Origin of the sequence: Pedobacter sp. N23S346 (genome assembly GCF_048515415.1) — a bacterium.
In the GTDB taxonomy this organism is placed as follows: Bacteria; Bacteroidota; Bacteroidia; order Sphingobacteriales; family Sphingobacteriaceae; genus Pedobacter.
In genome coordinates this window covers 1-23,205 of record NZ_JBLYEE010000020.1, presented here as the reverse complement: position 1 = coordinate 23,205, position 23,205 = coordinate 1, and the positions used below count along the sequence as shown (strand labels likewise).

Here is a 23,205-nt window from a genome sequence, read left to right as displayed (position 1 = left end):
GAGTATATATTTAAGATAATAATCAATATCCAGACTATATGTAAATAGGTTTTACTTCAAATCATCATGTGATTTGCACGTTCAACGTGGTGAACAAATATCTATAGATCTTCTTAATGTTGAAATGACGGTGGTCACTGCTATTTTAGATGTTAATCTGCAAACTGCTCATCTGGGCTTGCTGGTTAAAACTCTTATTTGTTTCATTAAAAATGAGCATTGGAGCGCTTAGTGCTCCAGCCAGTTTTTTGGTCATACTACCGTTTAATAGCCTGCTGAAAAAGCCATGATCCCGATGAACCACCACCAATAGGTCCATACTTTTTTCAATCATCAATTTTTCAAAAGTAGATACTTCGCTATCTCCAATAATTTCACGAAAATATATACCCGGATAACCCAGTTCTTTTCTTAATTTAATTAGCATAGCATCAATATTTTCTTTTAATGCAACAGTTATTTTTGTTCGGGAAATATGGATTACGAATATTTCTGACTTAAATGACCTGGATATTGGAACAATTTGGCTCAGAAATTCCAGATCTCCTGAAAAGTCGGTGAGATCAGATGCGAAATAAATGTTGCGGATCGGTTCAAACTTTAATTTAAGCGGAATTAATAAAGCAGGCGCCTGCAAGGCATCAATCATTTTACGAACCTGGTTCATTTTTAAAAAGCTATCCATATGGTTATCATGAGTACCCATGGCGAGTAAATCTATTGGCCTTTCTGAAATAATTTCAGCAACAACATCCTGAAGGCTTCCAGACTGATTTAGAACAGTAATTAGTGGCTTTTGATTATGGGATTGATCTCGTTTCTGCAAATGCATTCTCAGTTTATTAAGATTATGTTCGCTCTGTTCAATCATCACAGCCGGTGATTCCATTGGCCAGATGATCAGGCCTGCATTTGGAAGTTCCGATGGAATAGTGATGGCATTACAAATGGTCATACTGGCTTGGATCCTTTTTGCAAAATCATAAGCATATGCTGCAACGTGACTTGCATTAGCGGAAAAATCCGTCAGTAATAGTATATTTTTCATAGCAGGTATTTTATTTTTTCAGATAATGAGTTATTTTTTCAGGATGCGGACTATATGCGACTAATCATTTTTTATTGCCTTTACCTAAAATCAACTTGTATAATTGAACCAAAATTAATGGCAGCGTACCTGCACAAATTGCGGTGAGCCATGCTTGCAATGGTATGATATTGAGATTGAGAACCTGACGGCTTTGGGGGAATAGGTATACCAGCGCGATAAGTGAAAAGCAAAATATGATTGCCATCCATACAAATTTGTTTTTAGTGACTTCATTTTTAATGATTCCGGATTGCAAAGAAGACATATTGAAAACATGAAATAACTGTGCAGCAGCCAGGGTAATAAAAGCAACGTTATTAATAACCTCTACATCCTTACTAATATATTTCATACATATAAATATGCCGAGTAAAACAGAAAGTGTCATCAGCACTGCATAAACTAAAATAACCAACCAGTTTCGATTGGAGATGATCTCTAGTCGTGGATCTCTTGGGGCCTTTAACATAATTGATTTATCACCTTTTCCAAGTCCCAGCGCCAGGGCAGGAAAAACATCAGTTACCATATTCAAAAACAGAATCTGTAAAGGAAGGAGGATGGCACCAGTTGCAAAAAAGCCCAACAGCGTCACAATTATGATTTCACTTAGGTTACACGATATCAGATAGATCACAAAACGCTGGATATTCTGAAAGATTTCTCTTCCATTAGCAACGGCACGCGTGATGGACACAAAAGAATCATCTTTAAGCACAATATTAGCAGTTTCTTTTGCTACTTGTGTACCTCTTAGGCCCATGGCAATACCCACATCAGCCTTTTTAATGGCTGGTGCATCATTTACACCATCTCCGGTCATCGCCACCAGAAATCCTGCTTTCTGATAGGTATCTACAATTTCTAGTTTTTGTTTAGGGGAAGTTCTGGCGAAAACGGTAGTAGAAAGAATCTTCTTTTTCCACTCCTGATCCAACAATCCCCCCTCAGGAAGCGCATTTCCCAATATCACCTGATGATCATCTGCTTCGGTGATACCGACCTGTTTGGCAATACTTAAAGCAGTAAGCGGGTGGTCACCAGTGATCATAACGATTTTTATGCCGGCTGTACGGCAGGCAGAAATAGCGCCTTTAATATCGCTTCTTGGCGGATCTAAAAATCCAACCATACCTACATAGGTTAGTTCCTCCAAAAAATCTCCATCTGGAAGTTCTTCCAGGCTTTTAAAGGCGAAAGCCAATACCCTTAAGCCTCCTGCTGAAAGGGTTTCTGCACTGGCAAGAATTTTTTTCCGATCAATTTCTGTGATTTCGTTTATAGTATTCCCCAATTGGATCATTGTGCATTTTAAGATCAAACTTTCAACTGCTCCTTTTACAGAAATGAAACAATCCTGATCATTTTGATCGGCAGTTGCCATCAGTTTAGTTTCTGCACTGAAGGGAATCTCTGATATTCTTTTGTAACTTTCTGCTGAGTCCTCTCCGGGAAACCCCGCGGCTTGATCTAAAAGCAAGAGTGCTATTTCAATAGGATCACCAGATATTTTAGATTTCTGGTTTTGATCAGCCGATGCATTATTACAAAGGGTGCCAATTTTAACCAATAGTTTAAAATTTTCCTGGCTTTTATTAATGCCCCTATCATCATATACCAGATGCCCTTTTTCCATAGATACATGTACTTCTTCTTCGGGAAAGGATAAGACTTTTACAAAAATCTTATTTTCTGTCAGGGTTCCGGTTTTGTCTGTAAGGATCACGTTTACCCCACCAAGTGTCTCTACTGAAGAAAGCCTTTTTACAATAGCATCTCTTCTGGCCATGCGCAACATGCCAAAAGCAAGTGCAACAGTAGCCACGATAGGGAGGCCTTCAGGAAAAGCTGCGACAGCAAGCGCTATGGAAGTTTCCAAAATCTGTAACCAGGGCTTACCTTCTATAAAAGCGGTGAGCGCAAAGAAAGCCGTCATAAAGAGCGTAATGTAAATTAGTTTTTTTGTCAGGTTGCCGATCTTAATATCCAAAGGGGATTTACTCGCCGTTGAACGTCCAACCATTTCGCTGATCTTACCAAGTTCGGTGTGGGCTGCAATGCCTGTAATAATTACCCGGGCATTCCCATTCATTACCGCTGTTCCTTTGTAAACCATATTTACTGCAGCTGATGCATCGGTATCTTTGCCCTGTGTATCATTTGTTTTCAGGATAGGAAATGATTCTCCGGTAAGCGCAGATTCGTCTACCTGCAGACCGTTTGATTGAATAATCCTGCCATCACCAGATACCATATCACCCGATTCTAAGCGCAACAGATCTCCGGGAGTTAACTGTTCTGAAAGAATTTCAATAGTTTTTCCACCTCTGATTACTTTAGAGATGCTCTGGTCCATATCTTTCAAAGCCCGCATAGAACTCCTTGCCTGAAGTTCCATAAAAAAACCGATCAGGGCATTCACTAAAATGACGATAAATATAGCTATGGCTTCTAATGAGTTTTTAAAATATAACGAGGCAAATGCCGCAACAAATAGCAGGTAAACGATTGGACTATTAAACTGTTCAAAAAACATCTGCCAGATACTTTTCACTTTTTGGCTCAGGTTAACATTGAGCCCAAATTGTGCTGTACGTAATATCGACTCTTCATCGCTGATTCCCTGCTGCCCATCTGTTGCAAAGGCTTTTAATAACTCATCAACACTTAAAGCGGGAACGGCCTCAATCGGATACTGCTTTAATTTTGGATCTGTCTGCATCATACACTGATTGGCAATTTGGTGAGTGTTTCTTTAGCGCCCGCTGAATAAAGTTCGCCCCTGGTATGGATGGCAATCATCATTGCTTCATCAGTAGCCATAACGCGGACAATTACGCCGGCATTTCTGCCAGAGATTAACTTTTCTGAATGCAGGTTCTGCATATGGTCTATATTTATGCCCAGAAAGGAAAGGCTGCTGCAGATTCTTTCCCTGATTTGTGGGGAGTTCTCCCCTATCCCACCCGTAAAGATAAGCAGGTCTAGCCCTCCAAGCCCTGCTGCAAGTGCGCCAATAAACTTTTGTGCCTGGTAGCAATACCTGTTTATCGCTTCTTCTGCTCGCTTATCCTGCGCTGCAGATTTCAAAAGTTGAATGATATCGCCTGTACCAGCAAGCGCTTTCAATCCGGATTCACTACCCAATTCAACGTCCAGTTCTTCCGGTGTGAGGTCATTTTTTTGGAGAATAAAGAGAATAGCGCCGGGATCGAGATCGCCACTACCGCTGCCCATCACCATACCGCCGTAAGTACTAACCCCACATGTGGTGTCGAAACATTTTCCATCCTTAACCGATGTTAGGCTAGACCTGCTACCCAAATGGGCAATGATGATTTTCTTTTGGTTAATAAAAGCATGGCAACTGTTAAGTTTTTGCATGATATATTCACAAGATAATCCGTGAGCACCATTGCGCATCAGTCCCTGAGCCCGGTATTTAGCAGGGAGGGCGTAATATTTGTTCGTCTCTGACATATCCTGATGGAAATTGGTATCAAAGCAGGCCACATGAAGCAGTTTGGGGTACTCATCCATAAAAGTTGTGATCATCATGATTTCCAGCCTCATCTGATTCGGATCGGGATAAGTCAGCAATTTTAAGTCCTGTAAAAGATGCTGATCAATCACCTCAGGTTTTCGGTGAACCGTTCCGCCCTGGGTAACACGGTAGCCAATAGATGATATCTGGCATTGCTTTATGTTATCCTGTAACCAGGATATTATGGCAAAGGAGGCATCTTCCATATTTCTGTAATGCGCTTCCTTTTGCTGTTGAACACGGCCATGGCTATCTGTAAGTTCCATATAACCTAATGTTTCTCCAATCCCTGATATTAGCCCAGACCATTGTTTATGCAAACTTTCCTGATGAAACAGACTGAATTTTAAGGTTGATGTTCCGGAATTCAATGCCAGCACAAAAGACTGGGCGTTGATAGGTGATTTATTGTTCATCCTTTTTTCTCTGAGTCTAAGCCCGAATTGGTTGTTGACTTGTCTTTAAACAAAAGTATCAGACTCTACCTTAAGAAAAATGATAGCAGCTGAAGAGATTCATGATGCTCATCACTAAACAAGTTTTATTGTAAGTTCAACTACAACATGCCTTGCAATGATTCATTCTTTAAAAGAATAAAATCAAAACAATCACCCCTGGCAATGGTTCTCTAAAATAGAAGCAGATAAAACATATCTGTTAACCAACAATTTATGGAAAACACCGTATTGCTAAAAGCAATTATTGACAACGCAATAGACGGACTCATAACCATTGATAATATGGGAATAGTAGAATCCATTAACCCCTCGGCCTGCAGGCTTTTCGATTATTCTGCTGAAGAGGTTATAGGAAGAAATATCTCCATTCTGATGCCTCAGCCAGATAGATCAAGCCATGATCATTACCTATATGAATACAAAAAGACGGGGAATGCTAACATCATCGGAATTGGCAGGGAGCTGATCGGCATGAAGAAAAATGGAAGTTACTTTCCATTTCGATTGGGTGTAAGTGAAGTGAAGTATTCAGGCAGAATGATTTATGCAGGCTTCATTCACGATCTTACCAGGGAAAAAGAGGCGGAAGGGAAGTTACAAAATTATGCGGCACAATTGGAAGTTCAGGTAGAAGAAAGAACCCACTCATTGAGAATGAGTGTAAATGAACTCCAAAAAACCCAGGATGAATTGAACCATTCCTTAGATAAGGAAAAAGAACTCGGCCAGCTTAAAAGCCGGTTCGTCTCTATCGCCTCTCATGAATTTAGAACCCCGCTAAGTATGGTTCAATTATCTGCATCTTTAATAGACCGATATTCAGAAAATAATGAGAGGCAACATATTGGCAAACATGTTGGTAAAATAAAGGATGCAGTACTTAACATCACTGCCATCCTCAATGACTTTTTATCTCTGGAAAAATTAGATTCGGGAATGGTTAAACCATCATTAAGCCATTTTAATTTATCGGAGATGGCGGAAGAGATTACCAATGAGATGAAGGTTGTTTTAAGGGGGAAACAAAAAATCATCTTTAAACATAGGGGTGCCAGCCATAAAATAAAACTCGATCAGAATCTTTTGAAAAACTGCATCATCATTTTAATAGACAATGCAATTAAATATTCTGGCGATGAAAGTCAGATTCAGTTTTATACCAAAATAAATGACCATAATTGTACCATCAGGATTTGCGATGATGGAATTGGTATTCCTGAAAGTGATCATAAGCATCTTTTTGAGGCCTTTTTCAGGGCACATAATACCGGGAATATTTCAGGTAACGGATTAGGGTTAAGTATCTTATCCAGATATACAGGATTAATGAACGGGCATATCAGTTTTAAAAGCAGGCTGAACAGGGGAACAATATTTACCTTAACGTTTCCACAAAAAGATAACCATGGATAAAAAAGTATTAATTATTGAAGATCATGATGAGATCCGTGCAAACCTGGTCGAAATTCTCGAGATGGCCTGTTACGAGGTTTATCAGGCAGAAAATGGAAAGATTGGTGTAGATCTGGCTATTCAACATATGCCAGACATCATACTTTGCGACATCATGATGCCTGAACTTGATGGCTATGGCGTACTCTATATGCTTAATAGACACGAGGAAACCAATGGAATTCCCTTTATTTTTCTAACGGCTAAGGCAGAACATGCAGATCTGCGAAAAGGCATGGAATTGGGTGCAGATGATTATTTAGTTAAGCCCTTTGATGATATGGAACTGCTTAATGCCATCGATATCCGCCTTAGAAAAAAAGCAATTAATGTGCTTTCCCATCAGAATAAAACAGCAGATTTTAAAGTTCTAGTCGAAAAAACAGACGGCCTTGCCGAATTTAATAAAATCATTGACGAAAAAAAAAGCAGAGACTTTAAAAAAAACCAGGTGATCTATTACGAAGATGATCATGGCAAAGGTTTGTTTCTGGTTACTCAGGGAAGGATTAAAACAATTAAACTTGCACAGGATGGCAGGGAACTAATGACGGGGATATATAGTAAGGGTGATTACCTTGGGATAAATGCCGCATTAAGTAATAGCAGTTATGCGGATACGGCTACGGCCCTGGAAGACAGCAAGGTATCTCTCATTCCCATTGAGCAAATGGAAACGATGCTTAATCTGTATCCGGAGGTGGCTAGAAAATTTATTCACCTGCTCTCCAGAGATAATAGAGCAAAAGAAAATCAGCTTTTAGCATTAGCGTATCATTCGGTACGTAAAAAAATGGCTGGTACCATCCTCAAACTTTATGGGCAAGCAAAGGCAGACGATCATTTAATTAACATTACCAGGGAAGACCTTGCTGCAATGGCTTGTATGGCATCAGAGACGGTAAGCCGCACCCTGTCTGATTTCAAGGATGAGCAGCTTATCGATAGAATCGGAACAAAGATTGCCGTACTTAACCATGAAGCACTTTCCAAGATGAAAAATTAATAATAAATAGCTCAACTGAATAATATCTTTTTTTTGAATAAAAATGCGCCTTTTTTGAGTATTGCATTCCAACTTTAGAAGAGCGTACTCTTATAGCCTTCGGGAATGATCAGTAGAGGGAGGTTGGTTTCTCTCGCTAATTTTTGTGAGTGGCTGCCGTGTAAAATATCACTTGTGAAGCTATGCTTACGATGAATAAGGGCCAACATATCTGTACCCCCATGATCGCTTAACCAGTTTAATCCATCTTCAATTTTAGGTTGATAAACGTTTTTGTAATAAAGTTTACCATAACTTACTTTCGAATTAAGTTCTTTCATAAAGGTATCGATGCGATGGGTCACTAACCTATCTTCACGATCAGTAATAACATGTACGATAAGCAATTCTGCATTGAGCTTAGCTGCGAATAATGCCAGTATCTGAATCATTTCCATATCGGCGGTACTCAAATCGGTTGCAAAGGCGATCTTTTTTATGGGAACAAAATCTGCACCTTGTGGGATAAGCAAGGCTGGATATTCTGCAAAGTCTATAACATCCCGGCTACAGCTACCATGCACTAAGCGCTTCAGATCACCATTACCGGAAAGCCCAAGAATTACCAAACCGATATGATCATGCTGAATGGTTTCTCGCAAAAGGTTGGCTATTGAATCAAAAGATGATTTTGCAGAAATTTTAGGGATTTTCTTATTTGTATCCAAATAATCGACAGCACTTTTCATTAGTAAGTCGGCATGCCGCTCCAACAGGTCGTTAGTACGTTTAACCATGATCTCATAATCTTCTGATGGTAAAATAATCTGTAAGGGAGAGTCAGGTCTTTCTGATGCGGCGTGAATAAGCATGATGTCTAAACCCAACTGGCTGGCCAGACTAATCGAATATCTTGCTGCATGATCGGCTGTGTTTGAAAAATCGGTTGCAATGAGTATCTTTTTCATCATTCATTTATATAGCACAAATGTTGATAAACTCGATCAGGTTCACAATGATTACCGTCACATCATTGAATGATTAAATCGGTTTTTATTTTAATGATCAGTTAATTAGTCCGTCTTTTAGGCACTTTTTCCGAAGGACTGTTGTTTGTACACCTCTTGTCGGAGTAATTTTCTATGCATTTTGCTAACCAACTTTAATAAAGCACAGGCTTTACCGAAGAACGCCGTCAATCCCAAGGGCCGGAGAAATCAAAAAAACAGATGTACAATAGCATAAATAGCACTAACAAACTTTAAACGCAGTGGTTTTGTGTTCATAAATGATAGTTCGAAGTTTAAAAGAATTTTGAACACAAAACCAAGTGCTGCTGTTTTTTTGATGTGTGTTGATCGTGCAAAAGGCCCATAGTTGGATTGACGAAGCGCTTTGGGTAATTGGCGTTCCAAAATGCGCAGCATTCTTGAACACCGCTAAAAACAATATTAACTGTGAAAAATTACCATGCCTCCGCGGCAAAGAGCGGAAAAAAGAATCTTTACAAATTAATGATGTCCACATGATAGTCCAAAGAAGGGGAATGGTCGCAGACCATGATATTACACAGTAAATAATTATCGAATCAAGCTAATCCCACTTTAATGCTTATTTTCGAAATTGCAAAACCTTTCGCCAGCTAGTCATCTCACTATTGGAAGAAATTATAGATTTTTTCCAGATACAAGATTATACATAAAGGATTGTACGCAGCAATGGAATGCAAATAAAAAACAAGGATCGTGTAGCATTTGGATATGATTCATCGTTTCAGCAATAAAATCAAAAATGAAAAATATTTATTTAATGCTCTGTATTGTATTACTACTCTCTTCAAGCTGTAAAAAAAACGAGAATACTTCTAAAGAAATTTATGGCACCTGGCGACTTACAGAGGCGTTAGCTGACATCGGTAATGGGACAGGAAAATACCAAACCGTTACAGGAAAACCAAAATATTTAATTCTTAGTCGTTCTGGTGAAGTAAGTGGCGAGGCAATTAACGGTTTGGTATCTTTTAAGGTGCTTGACAGTGTTAAAATGGAAACATACTCCAAAACCTATAATCAAACGGTGGTCTATCGCTACACCCTGTCAGGCAATTCATTAACATTAAATCCGCCCTGCATTGAGGGATGTGGTTTCAGGTTTGTACGTAAGTGATGCAGTTTTTTTAAACAAGTCCATGCACACACCCATCTCATAAACACTTGAAAAACAAAACACTACAATAAAACAAAACTAATATTCTGCAATTATTATTTCGATAAAATGCACCGTAAATTAATATATTAAAAAGAAATGAAACAATTTATCATTTACTCCGTTATATAATCGAGAGCGTTAATTTAGATTAAACGGGAACTAATCTTCGGATTAGGTCCCGTTTTTCATTTAAACTAAGTTTCGCAAAGGTTATTAACCTAACCCACTGGTTGGTGGCTCACCAACCATCCAAAGTTTTACCTCGTTAATCAGTTAATAATAAATTAAAAGCATAGCGGATTATACACAAAATGCTTGATCAGGAAAAAATATCCTATAATCAAACTCAATTACTATGGCCGCAGGGTAAAAATAATCTCATTTTTCCGGTTTAAAAATTGCTGGCTGTAAGTCTTACTTTCCTTCGAAGTCATTTTTGATAATTCCTCAGGATACTGATAGATACTGCCCAGCGGCTCCTCTTCTTTCAGGCTATTTTCCAGGTAGCTTGTCCAAAACTGATTGGATCTTAAATTCAATTCGTTTGCCCTGGTTTGCTCCATAATAAATTTCTGTAGTTCTTCATTTGAAACACCGCTTTTAGCCAGGTTATCCATTTCATCATTGGCAGCCTGAATCAGTTTCTCCATTCTTAACGGATCACATTCAAAAGAGACCGACATGGAGTAAAAATTAACCGGCCATTTATCTTTGGTTAGGTATACACCTGGCGAATAGGTGCCACCTTCTACTTCTCTTAAGCGGGTAGTTAGCCGAAGCTGTAAAGTAGACTTTAGTAATTCTAAATACCGGTTCGCCTCATTCGCATACTTATACGTTCCGCTAATCACCATCTGCACGGTTGCTTTATTGGATTTATCTCCCCTTAAGTCTTTTCGAAGGTATCCTCGTGGAACACGAATCTTTAAATCTACCGGTACCTCCGGTTTTCCTTTTGGCGGAAGAGCACCCAGGTATTGTTGGGTAAACATTTTCAAGGAATCAACATTAAAATTACCAGTAAAAACAAAGGTGAAATCTGCCGGATTAGCAAATCGCTCTAAAAAAATAGCGCGAACCTTTACCGGATCAATTTTATCGAAATCTGTAATGGAGATTGGTTTACGCCTTGGATGATAGCTGGAGAGTACATAGGTGATGGTATCAGTAAGGTCTTGCTGGGCATTTGGTGTGCGGTTTCTGAAAGCAGATTTTGATTTCGCAATAATGGTGTTAAACCTTGCGGTATCTAACCTCGGCGCACTCATATATAAATAAACCATTTCTAATGCAGTTGATAAATCTTTCGATGCGCTATATCCTGAAAAGCCTTCAGTTGAAGATTCGATATATGGATCAACGTTAATCGCTTTCTTATTTAAAACATTATCCAGCTGATTGGCATCAAAATCACCCAGGCCACTGTTTACAATAAAGGTGGTAGCATATTTCGCTGAATAATAATCTGCCTGATGATAAAGGGAAATCCCTCCTTTGCTAAATCCAGAGAACAATACTTCGCTGTTTTTAAATTCGGTAGGTTTAGCATAAATATTTATACCATTAGATAGTTTCCAATGATAGGTATTTACTTCCTTTATTTGCTCTTCCTGAATAATTTTGCCACTGGCAGGTTTGTTTTTTAACAAAGTGGTAGCCACAACTTCTGATTTGTAGGGTTGCAATGCTGCTTTTTCGGCAGTTTCTATCCAATTGTTTAGCTGCTGCTGATCGGGTAAAGCCTTTCCCTTTTCCGGGCCGAAAACCAGCATCGTATTGCTGCTACTGCCTAGAAATGTGCTGAGATATTGTTGTGTTTCCTGCTCAGTAATGCTGCCAATGTACTTGTTAAATAAACGATTCCGATCTTCAACACTTAAAAAAACATCGCCTTTAAGGAAATGATCAAGGTATTCATCTGCATAAATGGAAGATTTTACTTTATTTTTTTCGGCCATTTGAAGTTCCATCGATCGTGCGAGTCTGTCTTTTACCGATTGGAGCTCTTCAACAGTAAAGCCAAACCGCTTCATTTGTGTTACTTCTTGCCAGAAAACATTAAAGCCTGCCTTTAATTTCTCGGGGTCTAAAGAAACGGTCAGCGCCAATGCATCTATATTGGCAATCAGCGGACTGATCCCGCCACTGGCTTGCAGGTAAGGTGGCTTATCTTTATTAAAGAGTTCCCTCATCCTGTTTTGAAAGAGCATGTTTGTTAACTGCCGCACCAGACTTTCCTTAAAATCTTCATCGGTTTTCATTGAAAGGGCCGGGCGTTTAAAATAAAACCGGAAATAATATTGTCCGAGTTCCGGATCCGTCAGTTTCATAAAATCTTTAGCGTTTTTTAACGTGATTGTTTGTTGCGGCCGCGGAACAAGCGGTGCAGGCTGTTTCAAATCAGAGAACAAACCGACAACCTGCTTTTCTACTTCCTCTACATTAATATCGCCAACAATAATTAAGGCCTGTAAATCTGGTCTGTACCATCTCTTATAAAAATTTCTGGCCAGATCAACATCAGCATGCTGAATCACTTCGGTTTTCCCGATAGGCATTCGTGCTGCATATAAAGACTGATCAAAAAGAATAGGTTGATATTGCGCTGCCAGCCGGCTCGCAGCATCGGTACGTTGCCTTTTTTCTTCCAGTATTACGCCACGTTCCTGATTAAACGCTTCGGCATCTATTGTCGCATCAGCCGCCCAGTCGCGCATAATCTGCAGGCCGTTTTTCCAAAGCTCAGCGTTATCTGTAGGGATGGGGAGCTGGTAAATGGTTTCATCGTAAGAAGTAAAGGCATTCAGGTCTGCCCCAAACTTTACCCCGGAACGCTCGAGATAGCCAATAAGCTCATTTTTAGGAAAATGTTTTGTTCCATTAAAATTCATATGCTCAATAAAATGAGCAATCCCCTGTTCTTCAGGCTGTTCTAAAATCGATCCAACCTTATTGGCCAGGTAAATGGTAGCACGCTTTGCCGGCTCCTGATTTCGCTTAATATAATAGCGAAACCCATTGTTTAAAATACCTGTTTTTACAGAAGGATCATTGTTCAACGGTGATTGTTGTGCCGGGGAAACCAGCGGGATTATCATGATCAGGCTCAAAAGCAGCCAGTTTCTTGTTTTCATATTAATTCGGGGTCTTAACGTCTTTTTCTTCTGATTAACATCCAGGATACTGATAAGGCAATCAATGCAGGCAAAAACCCTAGAAAGGTCCATCGCATCCAGGCAATCTGAACATTATTTAACAGAATTTTATTATCTATCGGCTCCTCACGTGTGGTATCTATCGGGAATTCTCCATTACTAAACCACCCGAACAATTCGGTAACAAATGAGAAGTTAATGGCTTTAGAATTAGACCTGGTTGTTTCCTTGTTGCTCATAAAATCTGCATCTCCAATTAAGAGCATCCGTTGTTCGGCACTTTGCTGTTTCCTGCGCAAGGCAAATGCAACAGGATACGACTTTTTATCCTGATTTTGCCTTACATCTTTCAACGCAGCCGATGGATCAACACTGTTTTCTGAAATCTGCCAGGTGTTTGCGGCCTGGGTAACCAAAACCGGAAGCGCATTGAAAGCAGATAGTGAATCAATTTTAATGGGCGTAGCAGTTGGTGTGATTACGAATGGGCTATCCAAATTAATAAAGCTGCTGGCAGCCCTTAATTGCTTCCAGTTTCTGCCCGATAAACCACTAACTACAAACGAAGGCTCATAATCTTTACTTTTTTGTACCAGCATGCCCTCTCCTATCGATGCCCCGACAAGAGATAAGATGGGATTAGCGATTGCACTGTTCCCTGGCTCTACTGCCAGCATCAGCTTTCCACCATCCTTGATGTAGGCCGTTAGGTTTTCCAGTTCCTGTGCGGTATATTTAATTTTCGGATCTGCTATCACCAAAACATCAACCTTCTTTTTAAGCGCAGACTGATCTAATTTTATCGTACTTACCTCAAAGCCCTGGTTAATTAGCGAATACCGGAAGGAAATTTCATTAGTAGCAATCTGATAATCCCGATCACCAGACCGATCGATACTGCGCTCTGCATGGCTGCCTACAAAACCTATTTTAGGTGCATGGGCAATAAGCTTTTTCATGGCTGCCGTAATCTCTTTTTCTCTAGGATTTTTAAAGAAGTCATCATACATCCTTAGCATTACCTTTTTGCCTTTATAAGAGATGATCCGTACTAACCTGTTGCGCTCAGATTTAAGATCAACTATCTTTTTGATCTGCTCTGGGCGAAGAAATTTTTCAAAATCTATTTTGGCCATCTTTGCCATTTTTTTGGCAATCTGTTCGTCATTAAGGCCGGGGTTTTCCTGGTATAACCGCTCATTCTGTGAATGATCCCAGTAAAAAACGTATTTGAATTTCATATAGGGCATAAACCGCGAATACATATCGAAATGCTTTTTATCATCATTCTGATACGCAGGGAGGCCCATATAATAATTTTCATCCAACAGATTTACATAAGTAGTAATCAGCACTGGTTCGGTAAACTTATCAATCACCTTTTTACTCGAAGCAGTTAGTGTACGCCTGCTATTCCGGGTCATATCTACATAGCCAATAAACTGTGGCATTGAACTCACATAGCCGGCCAGTAACATTACCGAAACGAACAATGTATAGCGAATCAATTTTCCGGAAAGCGATATGGTTCTGCGTTCAAACTGGAGTTTAAGGATCGTAAGGCCAAGAAAAAGCAAGATCACAATGACGAAATAAAGTATATCATTGGTTCCTATCAAACCATTTATCGATTCTTCTGCCCTACCTGAAATAGAAAGGAAATAAGTAATATCACGAACAAAATCTATATCCTGCCAAAGCCCGCCAATAAAGTTAAGCGCAGCCAATACCACCAGGGTACTAATGGCTGCAACCACCTGGTAGCTGGTTAAACTAGACATAAATAAACCGATTGCCGAATAAGCACAGGTAAGCAGAAAAAGGCCTATTGTGCCGGAAAGCACAAACAGAAAATCTACCTGATCGATGGTAAAAAGAGATACCAAACCCGTGCACAGCAATACACTCATCAAAATTAAACAGTAGGTAATCATGGCCAGGTACTTTCCAGCTACAATATCAATCATCCGGATGGGCGATGAATACAAAAGTTTAATGGAGCCACTATGTGTTTCCCTACTGATTAACCCCATGGTTAACAGGGGAATATACAGGTAAAGATATTCCTGCATTTTTGGAAAAAGGGAGAAAAATCCTGAATAAACGGTGCTTGTAAGATCATTTACCTCCTGCCCCACTTGCTGGGCTTGTTCCATTCGTTCAATTAGCGAGGTGTATTGCCATCCAGCCTGGACAACGAATACAATTAAGACGATCCAGGCAACCGGAGAATAGAATAGCAGGCTTAATTCGATCCTGGCAATTCTGAGTATATTTTTCATTAGTATTTATATTGGGGTTAACAAAGCCTCAACTGGCTCTTTTATTAATAATTTTTATAGCCAACGGCCTTATTTTACTGGTGATTTCTGATTGGAAAGCTGTGCAAAAATCTGATCAAGGGAACTTTTCTCTAAGGTAATCTCCCGCATACGCCATCCTTCAGCGCTGCTGATCTGGATAAGGCGCTCGCTGATTTCTTCTCCCGGAGCAAAGTGCACCCTAAACTTGGTCGGACTGATTAAATCAACCTTTTTTACCCCCATTAAAATTTCCATCTCCTGAATTGGCGGCGGGTTTAAGAGAGACATAATCAAGCTATCGGGTTCTATATAATTATTAAAGGCATCCATCGTATCAGAGAAAACCATATTGCCGTTCTCAATCATTTTAACCTGCGAACAAGTGGCCTGTATTTCTGAAAGAATATGAGATGAAAAAATCACGGCCTTTTCATCACCAACTTCCTTAATCAGCTTGCGTACCTCGTAAATCTGATTAGGATCCAAACCATTGGTAGGCTCATCAAGCACCACCAGCTTTGGTTCGTGGATAATGGCTTGCGCAATACCTACTCTTTGCTTGTACCCACCAGAAAGATTGGAGATTAACCGGTTTTTGAAATGCGATACCCCACATTTCGCCATTGCCTTATCCACTGCGGCCGATATTTTCTTACCATCAATTAGCCTGAGGTGAGCACATTGGGTAAGGTATTCCTTCACCGTTAACTCCATATAAAGCGGCGCATTTTGCGGAAGGAAACCAATCAGTTTTTTGGCTGCTATGGGATCTTGCCCCATGATGTAGCCCCCTATTTCAACCCTGCCTTCAGTTTGGTTTAATACCCCGCACATGATATTCATGGTGGTTGATTTACCGGCACCATTTGATCCCAGTAAACCCATTACACCCAGTTCACTGATTTCGAAATTGATATCCCTTATTGCCCAGGCTGTTCCGTAGCGATGCGAGAGGTTAGTGATTTTTACAATATTGTTATTCATTAATTTATAGTGTTTAATGAGAGGCTGTATCATAATCCATTTATGTTTCACATAAGGATCGTCAAAATGCTATACAAGGTTTTTTATTAGCTTTTCGGAAAGGCTTTGCTTAACATTTCATAATCAGGATACAGTCTCTTAAATTGGTTTATGATCAGTATCCCTGATTTTGAATGAGGTTAGGGTTTGAATCCATTGCGGTTTGCGGTATCGGAAAGAACTGGGCAAAAGACCGCCAGGTATCAGGCTTTGCAGCACTCATTACAGTATTTACCCTACCAGTTCTTTTCAACGTTAACCATCGGTCTCCGCGTTCGCAAAACAGTTCGATCTGCCGCTCATGTTCTATAGCCAGCGCTACATTAATCGATGATGTTAAAGGCGTAGATAATCCGGCACGGCGGCGGATCAGGTTAAGATCATCCAAGGCAGCCTGCACATTTCCAAGGCCCAGGTTTGCTTCGGCACGAACAAGATACATATCGGCTAAACGGAGTATGGTTGGCAATTCCTCACGCCCTGCTGCGGTGGCGGCATCTGTATCTACATTGCGGTATTTATAAGGTTCATAAGCTGTAATTCCGCGGATGGTAACGGTTCTTACCCAAGCCTCTCGGCGAAGATCGCCAGCTTCAAATGAGGCTAGCAGGTTTTGCGTTAAACTGAACGGAGATGCAGAAGAAAAAGGTCCACTTTGCAAGCTTTGTCCTTCGTTCGTGTAACCACTGGTTGCATTGAGTGCAGATCCTAACTGCAGAATAGCCTCCGTAGAATTAGCCAGAAAAACGTCAGACAATCGATCGCCAGGCAATAAACGGTATAACCCTGTATTGGCAATAACTTCAGCTGCATTTCTCGAGGCTTCCTGCCAGTTGCCTGTTGCTAAATAGGCTTTTGCCAACATTGCTGTTGCTGCAGCCTTATTTACCTGTTGCCTGTTGCTCACGCCTGCATTGGATGGATAAGCATCGCTCAGAGCGGCCTTGGCTTCAGTCAAGTCCTGAATAATCTGAGCATATACCGAGGTTGCAGCAGTGCGGGGAAGTGTTGCAGTTATTTCTACGTTAGTGGTGAGTACTAATGGGGCATCACCAAAAAGCGCAACCAGTTGCATATAAAGGTACCCACGCATCGCTTTTGCTTCTGCAATTAATTGTCTTGAAACAGATTCGCTAATGGCGGTATTGTTACTCAAACCTGCTATTATCGCATTAAAGCGGTAAATCGACACATACGAATCATTCCACATATCTGCCGTAGAAGAGCTTGTAATTGCGTTATAGGAATTGGTAAACAGTGGTGCATAACGTGCAGGAGAGGCAACTGCCCGAAGTTCATCTGCAGCAAGTGCATTTGCCACCGTCATATTAAGCGCATATGTTTGTGAAGATGAAAGATTACTATAGGCACCAGAAAGTGCAGCTCTGGCTGTTTCAGGTGAAGAAAATACAACTGAAGTAGGCCGTTCATTTACTGGTGAATCTATATCGAGTATTTTTTTACAACCGGAATTGACCACTCCAACGGCCAGAAGACACGCTGCGGTAAAAAGTTTTGCTATGTTATTCATTTCTGATCTGTTAAAAAGTAAATTGAAGTGCACCAACGATTGTTCTCAGCGGCGGAAGGTTTACGCCCTGAGATTCAGGATCAAAACCCAGGTAATTGGTTATCGTAAATAAATTTTGCGCCTGAAGCTGGATTCTTAGCCGCTGTAACTTAATCCGCTTTAGCCAGTTTCCATCAAAATCATAGGAAAGATTTACATTTTTTAGTCTGATGAAAGAAGCATCTGTTAATACAGCATCAGAACTGATATAATCAGAATAAGCATCATATGCATCATTGAAACTACTGGTTACCTGAGGCTGTGTCGGCAATCCCGCATTGATATAGGCTAAAATTGGTTCAGCTGCACTGTTATACATGTAACCTGGAGGATAGAAGGACTGTGAAAGAATATTCCTGCCTTTTTGCTTAACAAACTGAAACAAGAAGTCTAACGTTATTTTTTTGTAGCTTACCGTATTGGAAAGTCCACCATAATATTTCGGCTGGGTAGCGCCGGCAAAATAACGGTCGCCACGTCCGGTATCTAGAAATCCGAAGTTCACGGCCCCGTTTCCGTTCAAGTCTGCAACTGTAGGCAAACCAGTTTGAGGATTAAAGCCCGTGTATTGAAATGTATAAAAGCTACTTAATGGTCTGCCGATCTGATACTGAGAATAGTAGGAGGTTTTTTCGATACCGGGAAATTCCTTCAATTTGTTTTGGTTCAGGGAAATATTAAAATTGGTAGACCAGCTGAAATTCTTGTTTTTAATATTCTGTGAATTCAGCGTGAATTCCCAACCTTTATTTTCAACTTTTGCCGGAAGATTTGCCTGATAGCTGGTAAAACCCGTTTGAATACTTAGCGGAAAGCTCACCAACTGGTTGCCAGAAACATTGCGATAAAAAGCAACGGATAGTGATAACCTATCTTTAAAAAAGCCCAGATCTATTGCAGCTTCCATTTTTTTGGTTTCTTCCCAGCGATAATTCTGGTTGGCAATGCGGATGGCATCCAGGCCATTTACGCCATTATATACGTATGGAATTGATACATAAGAATCAAGATATTGATAGTCGCCTATCTGATCGCTGCCTACAACTCCATAACTGCCCCTGAGTTTTCCAAAACTTAAAAAGCTGCTATTTTTAGCGAAATCTTCTTCGGAGAATACCCATGCTGCACCGGCAGATCCAAAATTACCATACCTGGAATTAAGCCCAAACCGCGAAGATCCATCCCTCCTGAAATTCAGGTTTAAGATGTACTTACTTTCCCAGTTATAATTTAACCGACCGAACACAGACACATATTTATATTGGCTGGAGCTGCTGCTGGTTGTTACATCCCTGGCCGATCTTAAATCTTCTAAAAAGTCATCAGATGGAAAGGCATTGGCTAAAGTATAAAATGGCTGTTTTGATTTTTGGGATTGCCAGGTTCCACCAATTAATGCACTTAGCTGGCCCTTTGCTATATTTTTAGTGTAGGATAATTGCGGCTCTACGATGTAATTGGTACTTACATCATAAGCAAATATACTTCTTGATTCATTATAAACCACCCCCGGATCCATTGATGACATGGGATAAAACCTGGACTGGTCCATATCAGAACGGCTAAAACCCAGCGATGTTTTGAAAGTTAGGCCCTGCAGAATGTTATAGCTCATGACCAAATTGGTAATCAGGCTGGTTGATACATTGTTTTGTCTCTGATTTAGCTGTGCCAGCGGATTTGTAGGAATTCCGAAATCGACCCCACTCCAGTACAGGCTTCCATCCGGATTGTAAAGGGGATAATTCGGTGGCAGGTTATAGGCTGCCGAAGTTTGATCCAACACCGATACATTATTTTTTTCGGAGCTGTAAATGGCAGAAAGGTTAATTTCAAATTTTTGATCTAAAGTTTTATGACCGATGTTGAAGTTGGCAGCAGATCGCTGATAGCCCTGTTGCTTCGTAAATACATTTCCCTGATCAAGATAGGTACCACTCAACCGGAAGTTGGTGCGTTCATCTCCACCGCTCAGGGCCAAATTGGCATCAGTCATTTTTGCAGTATTTCCAATCAGTAATTTTTGAAAATCGGTATAGGCATTCTGATCCCAGTTAGTAAGGTCATAAGCCTGGTCACTTACCGGATCATCACCTGTATTTTCATAACCTTTTCTGCGGATGGCCAGGTACTCCGCTGTGCTGAGGGTTCTCACAAAATGGTTCACTTCAGATACACCATGTTTAACGGAGCCCTCGAGGCTTGTTTTTCCGGCCTTACCTTTTTTGGTGGTAATTAACACTACGCCATTTGCACCACGGGAACCATAAATGGCAGTTGCATCCGCATCCTTAAGTATATTAATACTTTCAATATCTGCCGGATTAAGGCTATTTAGCGGACTGGTTGATCCGTTTGCGGCATCAAGCGGCGTTCCTGATTGTGCGTTGATCGCTTCTGCCAGATAAGGCACACCATCAACAATAAACAACGGATTGTTTCTTCCCGCCAGCGAATTTGTACCCCTGATGGTAAAATTCATAGGGCTTCCGGGCAGTCCGTTGCCCTGCTGAACGTATACACCAGCCACCCTGCCCTGAAGTGCAGCGGCCGGGTTTGCAGCGGGTGTGTTAAATAAATCTTTATCCGTAATACCCATTTCTGATCCCGTACTGGTTCTTTTTGTGGAAGTTCCATAGCCAATTACATTTACCTCATCCAAGCGGCCCGGATCTGGCTCCAGAGCCAGGAAAAGTTCCCGACTTCTTGATGCCCGGCGCTGGGCATTTTTATACCCTACATAAGTAAAAATCAGTGTGGTTTCATCCCGGTGGATTCCAATCTGAAACCTGCCCTCGCGATCGGTAGTGGCAAGATTAGAGGCATTGTTAAGCCGAACCGAAACGCCCGGAAGTGGGTTTCCGGATTCATCGGTTACCGTTCCATACTGCACAAAGCCAATATTGTTTAGCTTTTGCGATTGCAAATCTTCCATTTCTGGTACGGATTGACCTGAAATACTTTTTAGAATGATATATTTATCATCTACAATTTCATAACTGAGGCTATAATCACTTAAAATCTGATGCAGTATCTCGTTCAGTTCTTTAGCCTTGAAATTACGGTTAAGCTTTTTTGATTTGTCGAGCAAAGCCTCATTGTAAATAAATTTAACTTTGGCTTTAGATTCGAGCAACCGGATAGATTCTTCGAGCGAAGAATTAGTGAACACAATGTCAATCTTTAGTTCATTTGCAGATTGAGCATGCGTAGAATTACCAGCAAGGATTAGTATAGTGGTCATACAAATCCATATTGCTTTTATGCTTCTGGAGCGCATATGAGCACAGCCTGAGGTAGTTTGGTTCAGTAAGACATGGAAATCCCATGTCAAATATTTTTTATACATTTGATAGGTTTAATTATTGAGAAATGAAAATTTTAAAACCGTAAATCGGGGGTGTTAGCGCACCTCCGATCTTAGTTATGGAAGTAGATTTATATCTTCATCAAAAACAGCCTCCTCCCGTTAGTTTAATTTTATTCTGGTCGATTTTGTAGGTAGCATTAATAGAAAGACAAAGCAATTGCAGCGACTTTTCTAATGGAAGATTGGTTAGATCGGCCGTAATCAGACAGGCATTATATTCCCCGGTATAACCCTCAAACCTGACATCAAATTTTTCTTCAAAGCGTTCCATTATTTCCTCAAAAGGCACTTTTGAAAATGACATATCATATTGAGTGCCCTCCAGAAGCTGAAGAATTTGTGTATCGTTATTTTTTGAAACAAAAGACTCCACTTTCTGAGCAGTTCCATGGAAAGAATGGTTAGCAGCAACCAGAATTTTTTGTGGCCCTAAAGACTGGTCTTTCCTGAGCACTTCTACTTTTCCCGTCAGCACAGTAATGGAGAAATCTTTATCCTGTGCACCAGTTTTGAGGTTGAAACTAGTACCTAATACGGTAGTAATATAATTACCTGATCTGATCTTGAAAGGCCAATTCTTGTTGTGGGCAATTTCAAATAAAGCTTCTCCTGTTAGTTCCACTTCTCGGGAGCGACTTCCGAAAGTCTCTGGATAAGAGAGTTGGCTATTTTTCTTCAGCCAGACAATACTACTGTCCGGAAGGATAACTCTTCTAATCTGTTCCTTGCTCTGAACGGAATGGATCAATACCGGGCTAGTTACTCCTTGAAAATATTGGTAGGATAGCAAACTAATCCCCATAAAAAGCAGAACCGCAGCGGCTATTTTGATCCAGGCAGGAAACAGCTTAATAGTCTTTTGTTTGGGCTGCCCCAGTTCGGTTTTAATATTATCCAGTAAAAGGTTTTTTACCTGTTCACGTCCATCAGCATCCATATAAAGCTCCTCTGGTAGAGGGGATTCATACCAGGCATCAAGTTCTGCCTCTTCAGCTTTAGATAAGTTTTGGTTCCGCCATTTGATAATGAGGGATTTTATGTATTCAGGGACCTCCATTATTAATAATATCTAATTACCATAACATAATAGAGTATCTTTTTAAGATGATTACGTACGCTAACTGAAAATAAATAATATTTATTGCTTTATTTTATCGCAATAAGCCGGAAGACAGTAAAAAAAAGGTGAGTTCCTTAAGCACATTTTTAAGCACCCGAAGTGCTTTTCCAATTTGCGTATCTACAGTTCTTGGAGATAAATTTAACTGATCTGCAATATTCTTCGAACTCAAACCCTCATTCCGACTCATTTTGAAGATAATTTTACACTTTTCAGGCAAACTATCAACAATTAAATCAACTCGAGACTGTAATTCTTTCATTTCTATGGAATGAAACTCGTCATCCTGTGCCCATAACTCAAAATATTCTGACGATTCTAAAGAGATATCATCCTTGCGAAATTGATGTTTGCCTATGAAGTGATAGACTTCATATCTAAGGGCAGCATAGATGTAAGTTTTGAAAGTGTACTGGAGTTCTATGTACGGACTGCGCTTCCATATTTTGATAAAAAGCTCCTGAACAATCTCCTGCGCATCCTCTCTGCTTTTTACCCGATCAAATGCTTTTGCCAGCAATGCTTCCCAGTAACGATTATAGAGCTCATCAAAGGCTGATACTGCACCGTTTTTTAACATAGTGATCAGCGCTTCATCTGTATGGCTTTTTAGGTTAGGCATTAAAACAGCTAGTTGGAAAAAACACTAATATAGAAAACAATATTGAATTCAACTAGCTGGCTAATCCACAGCAACCGCTTTATTGATCTGTTGGGGTCTCACCAACCGAAAAACTCATACCTATAAAACTCAACTGCATGAATACATTGAGGAGATAAACTTAGGATGGTTGGTGAGACACCAATGCTATTAACTTAAGCTATTTATATGTCTGGTGCAGTCTGTTTTTTCTTTTTTTAAACGTTATTCTAGGAAAGCTTCTGTCCGGTTTTATTGGAATTTTAGAAGATGCTATTAGTTTAATA

14 protein-coding genes are annotated in these 23,205 nt (G+C 40.2%); 3 read left to right on the top strand and 11 right to left on the bottom strand.

Annotated features, from left to right (window positions below; translation table 11 throughout):
* Positions 1-145: 145 nt before the first annotated feature.
* The 3 genes from ACN1CD_RS22475 to ACN1CD_RS22465 form a co-directional block, all read right to left on the bottom strand.
* Positions 146-1,048 (bottom strand): universal stress protein, encoded by a 903-nt coding sequence (locus tag ACN1CD_RS22475; protein ID WP_419132668.1) that lies wholly within the window; start codon positions 1,046-1,048, stop codon positions 146-148.
* Positions 1,049-1,112: 64 nt separating this feature from the next.
* Positions 1,113-3,815 (bottom strand): cation-translocating P-type ATPase, encoded by a 2,703-nt coding sequence (locus ACN1CD_RS22470; protein WP_419132667.1) that lies wholly within the window; start codon positions 3,813-3,815, stop codon positions 1,113-1,115.
* The gene (locus tag ACN1CD_RS22465) at positions 3,812-5,050 is read right to left on the bottom strand and encodes an acetate/propionate family kinase (protein ID WP_419132666.1); all 1,239 of its coding nucleotides are present in this window, start codon (positions 5,048-5,050) and stop codon (positions 3,812-3,814) included. Before ACN1CD_RS22465 ends, ACN1CD_RS22470 begins: the two co-directional genes overlap by 4 nt.
* Positions 5,051-5,305: 255 nt before the next feature.
* Between ACN1CD_RS22465 and ACN1CD_RS22460 the strand changes: the two genes are divergently transcribed.
* Positions 5,306-6,505, top strand: coding sequence for a PAS domain S-box protein (locus ACN1CD_RS22460; RefSeq protein WP_419132665.1), 1,200 nt, complete (start codon positions 5,306-5,308; stop codon positions 6,503-6,505).
* A complete protein-coding gene (locus tag ACN1CD_RS22455; protein WP_419132664.1) occupies positions 6,498-7,550 on the top strand; it encodes a response regulator in 1,053 nt (350 codons plus the stop codon). Before ACN1CD_RS22460 ends, ACN1CD_RS22455 begins: the two co-directional genes overlap by 8 nt.
* Before the next feature lie 74 nt (positions 7,551-7,624).
* Here ACN1CD_RS22455 and ACN1CD_RS22450 read toward each other — a convergent pair whose 3' ends face one another.
* The gene (locus ACN1CD_RS22450) at positions 7,625-8,500 is read right to left on the bottom strand and encodes a universal stress protein (RefSeq protein WP_419132663.1); all 876 of its coding nucleotides are present in this window, start codon (positions 8,498-8,500) and stop codon (positions 7,625-7,627) included.
* A gap of 820 nt (positions 8,501-9,320) precedes the next feature.
* On the opposite strand from ACN1CD_RS22450, the gene ACN1CD_RS22445 reads away from it, so the two are divergent.
* On the top strand, positions 9,321-9,695 hold the full coding sequence (locus tag ACN1CD_RS22445; protein WP_419132662.1) for a hypothetical protein: 375 nt from the start codon (positions 9,321-9,323) through the stop codon (positions 9,693-9,695).
* 395 nt (positions 9,696-10,090) lie between these two features.
* Here the strand turns inward: ACN1CD_RS22445 and ACN1CD_RS22440 are convergent, their stop codons facing one another.
* The 7 genes from ACN1CD_RS22440 to ACN1CD_RS22410 form a co-directional block, all read right to left on the bottom strand.
* Positions 10,091-12,871 (bottom strand): M16 family metallopeptidase, encoded by a 2,781-nt coding sequence (locus tag ACN1CD_RS22440; RefSeq protein ID WP_419132661.1) that lies wholly within the window; start codon positions 12,869-12,871, stop codon positions 10,091-10,093.
* A 14-nt stretch (positions 12,872-12,885) separates the two neighbouring features.
* Positions 12,886-15,174: a Gldg family protein gene (locus ACN1CD_RS22435; RefSeq protein WP_419132660.1), complete on the bottom strand. Its 2,289-nt coding sequence runs from the start codon at positions 15,172-15,174 to the stop codon at positions 12,886-12,888.
* 69 nt (positions 15,175-15,243) lie between these two features.
* Complete coding sequence (locus ACN1CD_RS22430) at positions 15,244-16,179, bottom strand: ABC transporter ATP-binding protein (protein WP_419132659.1); 936 nt, start codon at positions 16,177-16,179, stop codon at positions 15,244-15,246.
* Positions 16,180-16,333: 154 nt separating this feature from the next.
* The gene (locus ACN1CD_RS22425) at positions 16,334-17,749 is read right to left on the bottom strand and encodes a RagB/SusD family nutrient uptake outer membrane protein (RefSeq protein WP_419132657.1); all 1,416 of its coding nucleotides are present in this window, start codon (positions 17,747-17,749) and stop codon (positions 16,334-16,336) included.
* Between the two features lie 10 nt (positions 17,750-17,759).
* On the bottom strand, positions 17,760-21,032 hold the full coding sequence (locus ACN1CD_RS22420) for a SusC/RagA family TonB-linked outer membrane protein (RefSeq protein WP_419132656.1): 3,273 nt from the start codon (positions 21,030-21,032) through the stop codon (positions 17,760-17,762).
* 205 nt (positions 21,033-21,237) lie between these two features.
* Complete coding sequence (locus ACN1CD_RS22415; RefSeq protein WP_419132655.1) at positions 21,238-22,215, bottom strand: FecR family protein; 978 nt, start codon at positions 22,213-22,215, stop codon at positions 21,238-21,240.
* A 94-nt stretch (positions 22,216-22,309) separates the two neighbouring features.
* Entirely contained in the window at positions 22,310-22,900 is a 591-nt protein-coding gene (locus ACN1CD_RS22410; protein WP_419132654.1) for an RNA polymerase sigma-70 factor, read from the bottom strand.
* Positions 22,901-23,205: the final 305 nt, after the last annotated feature.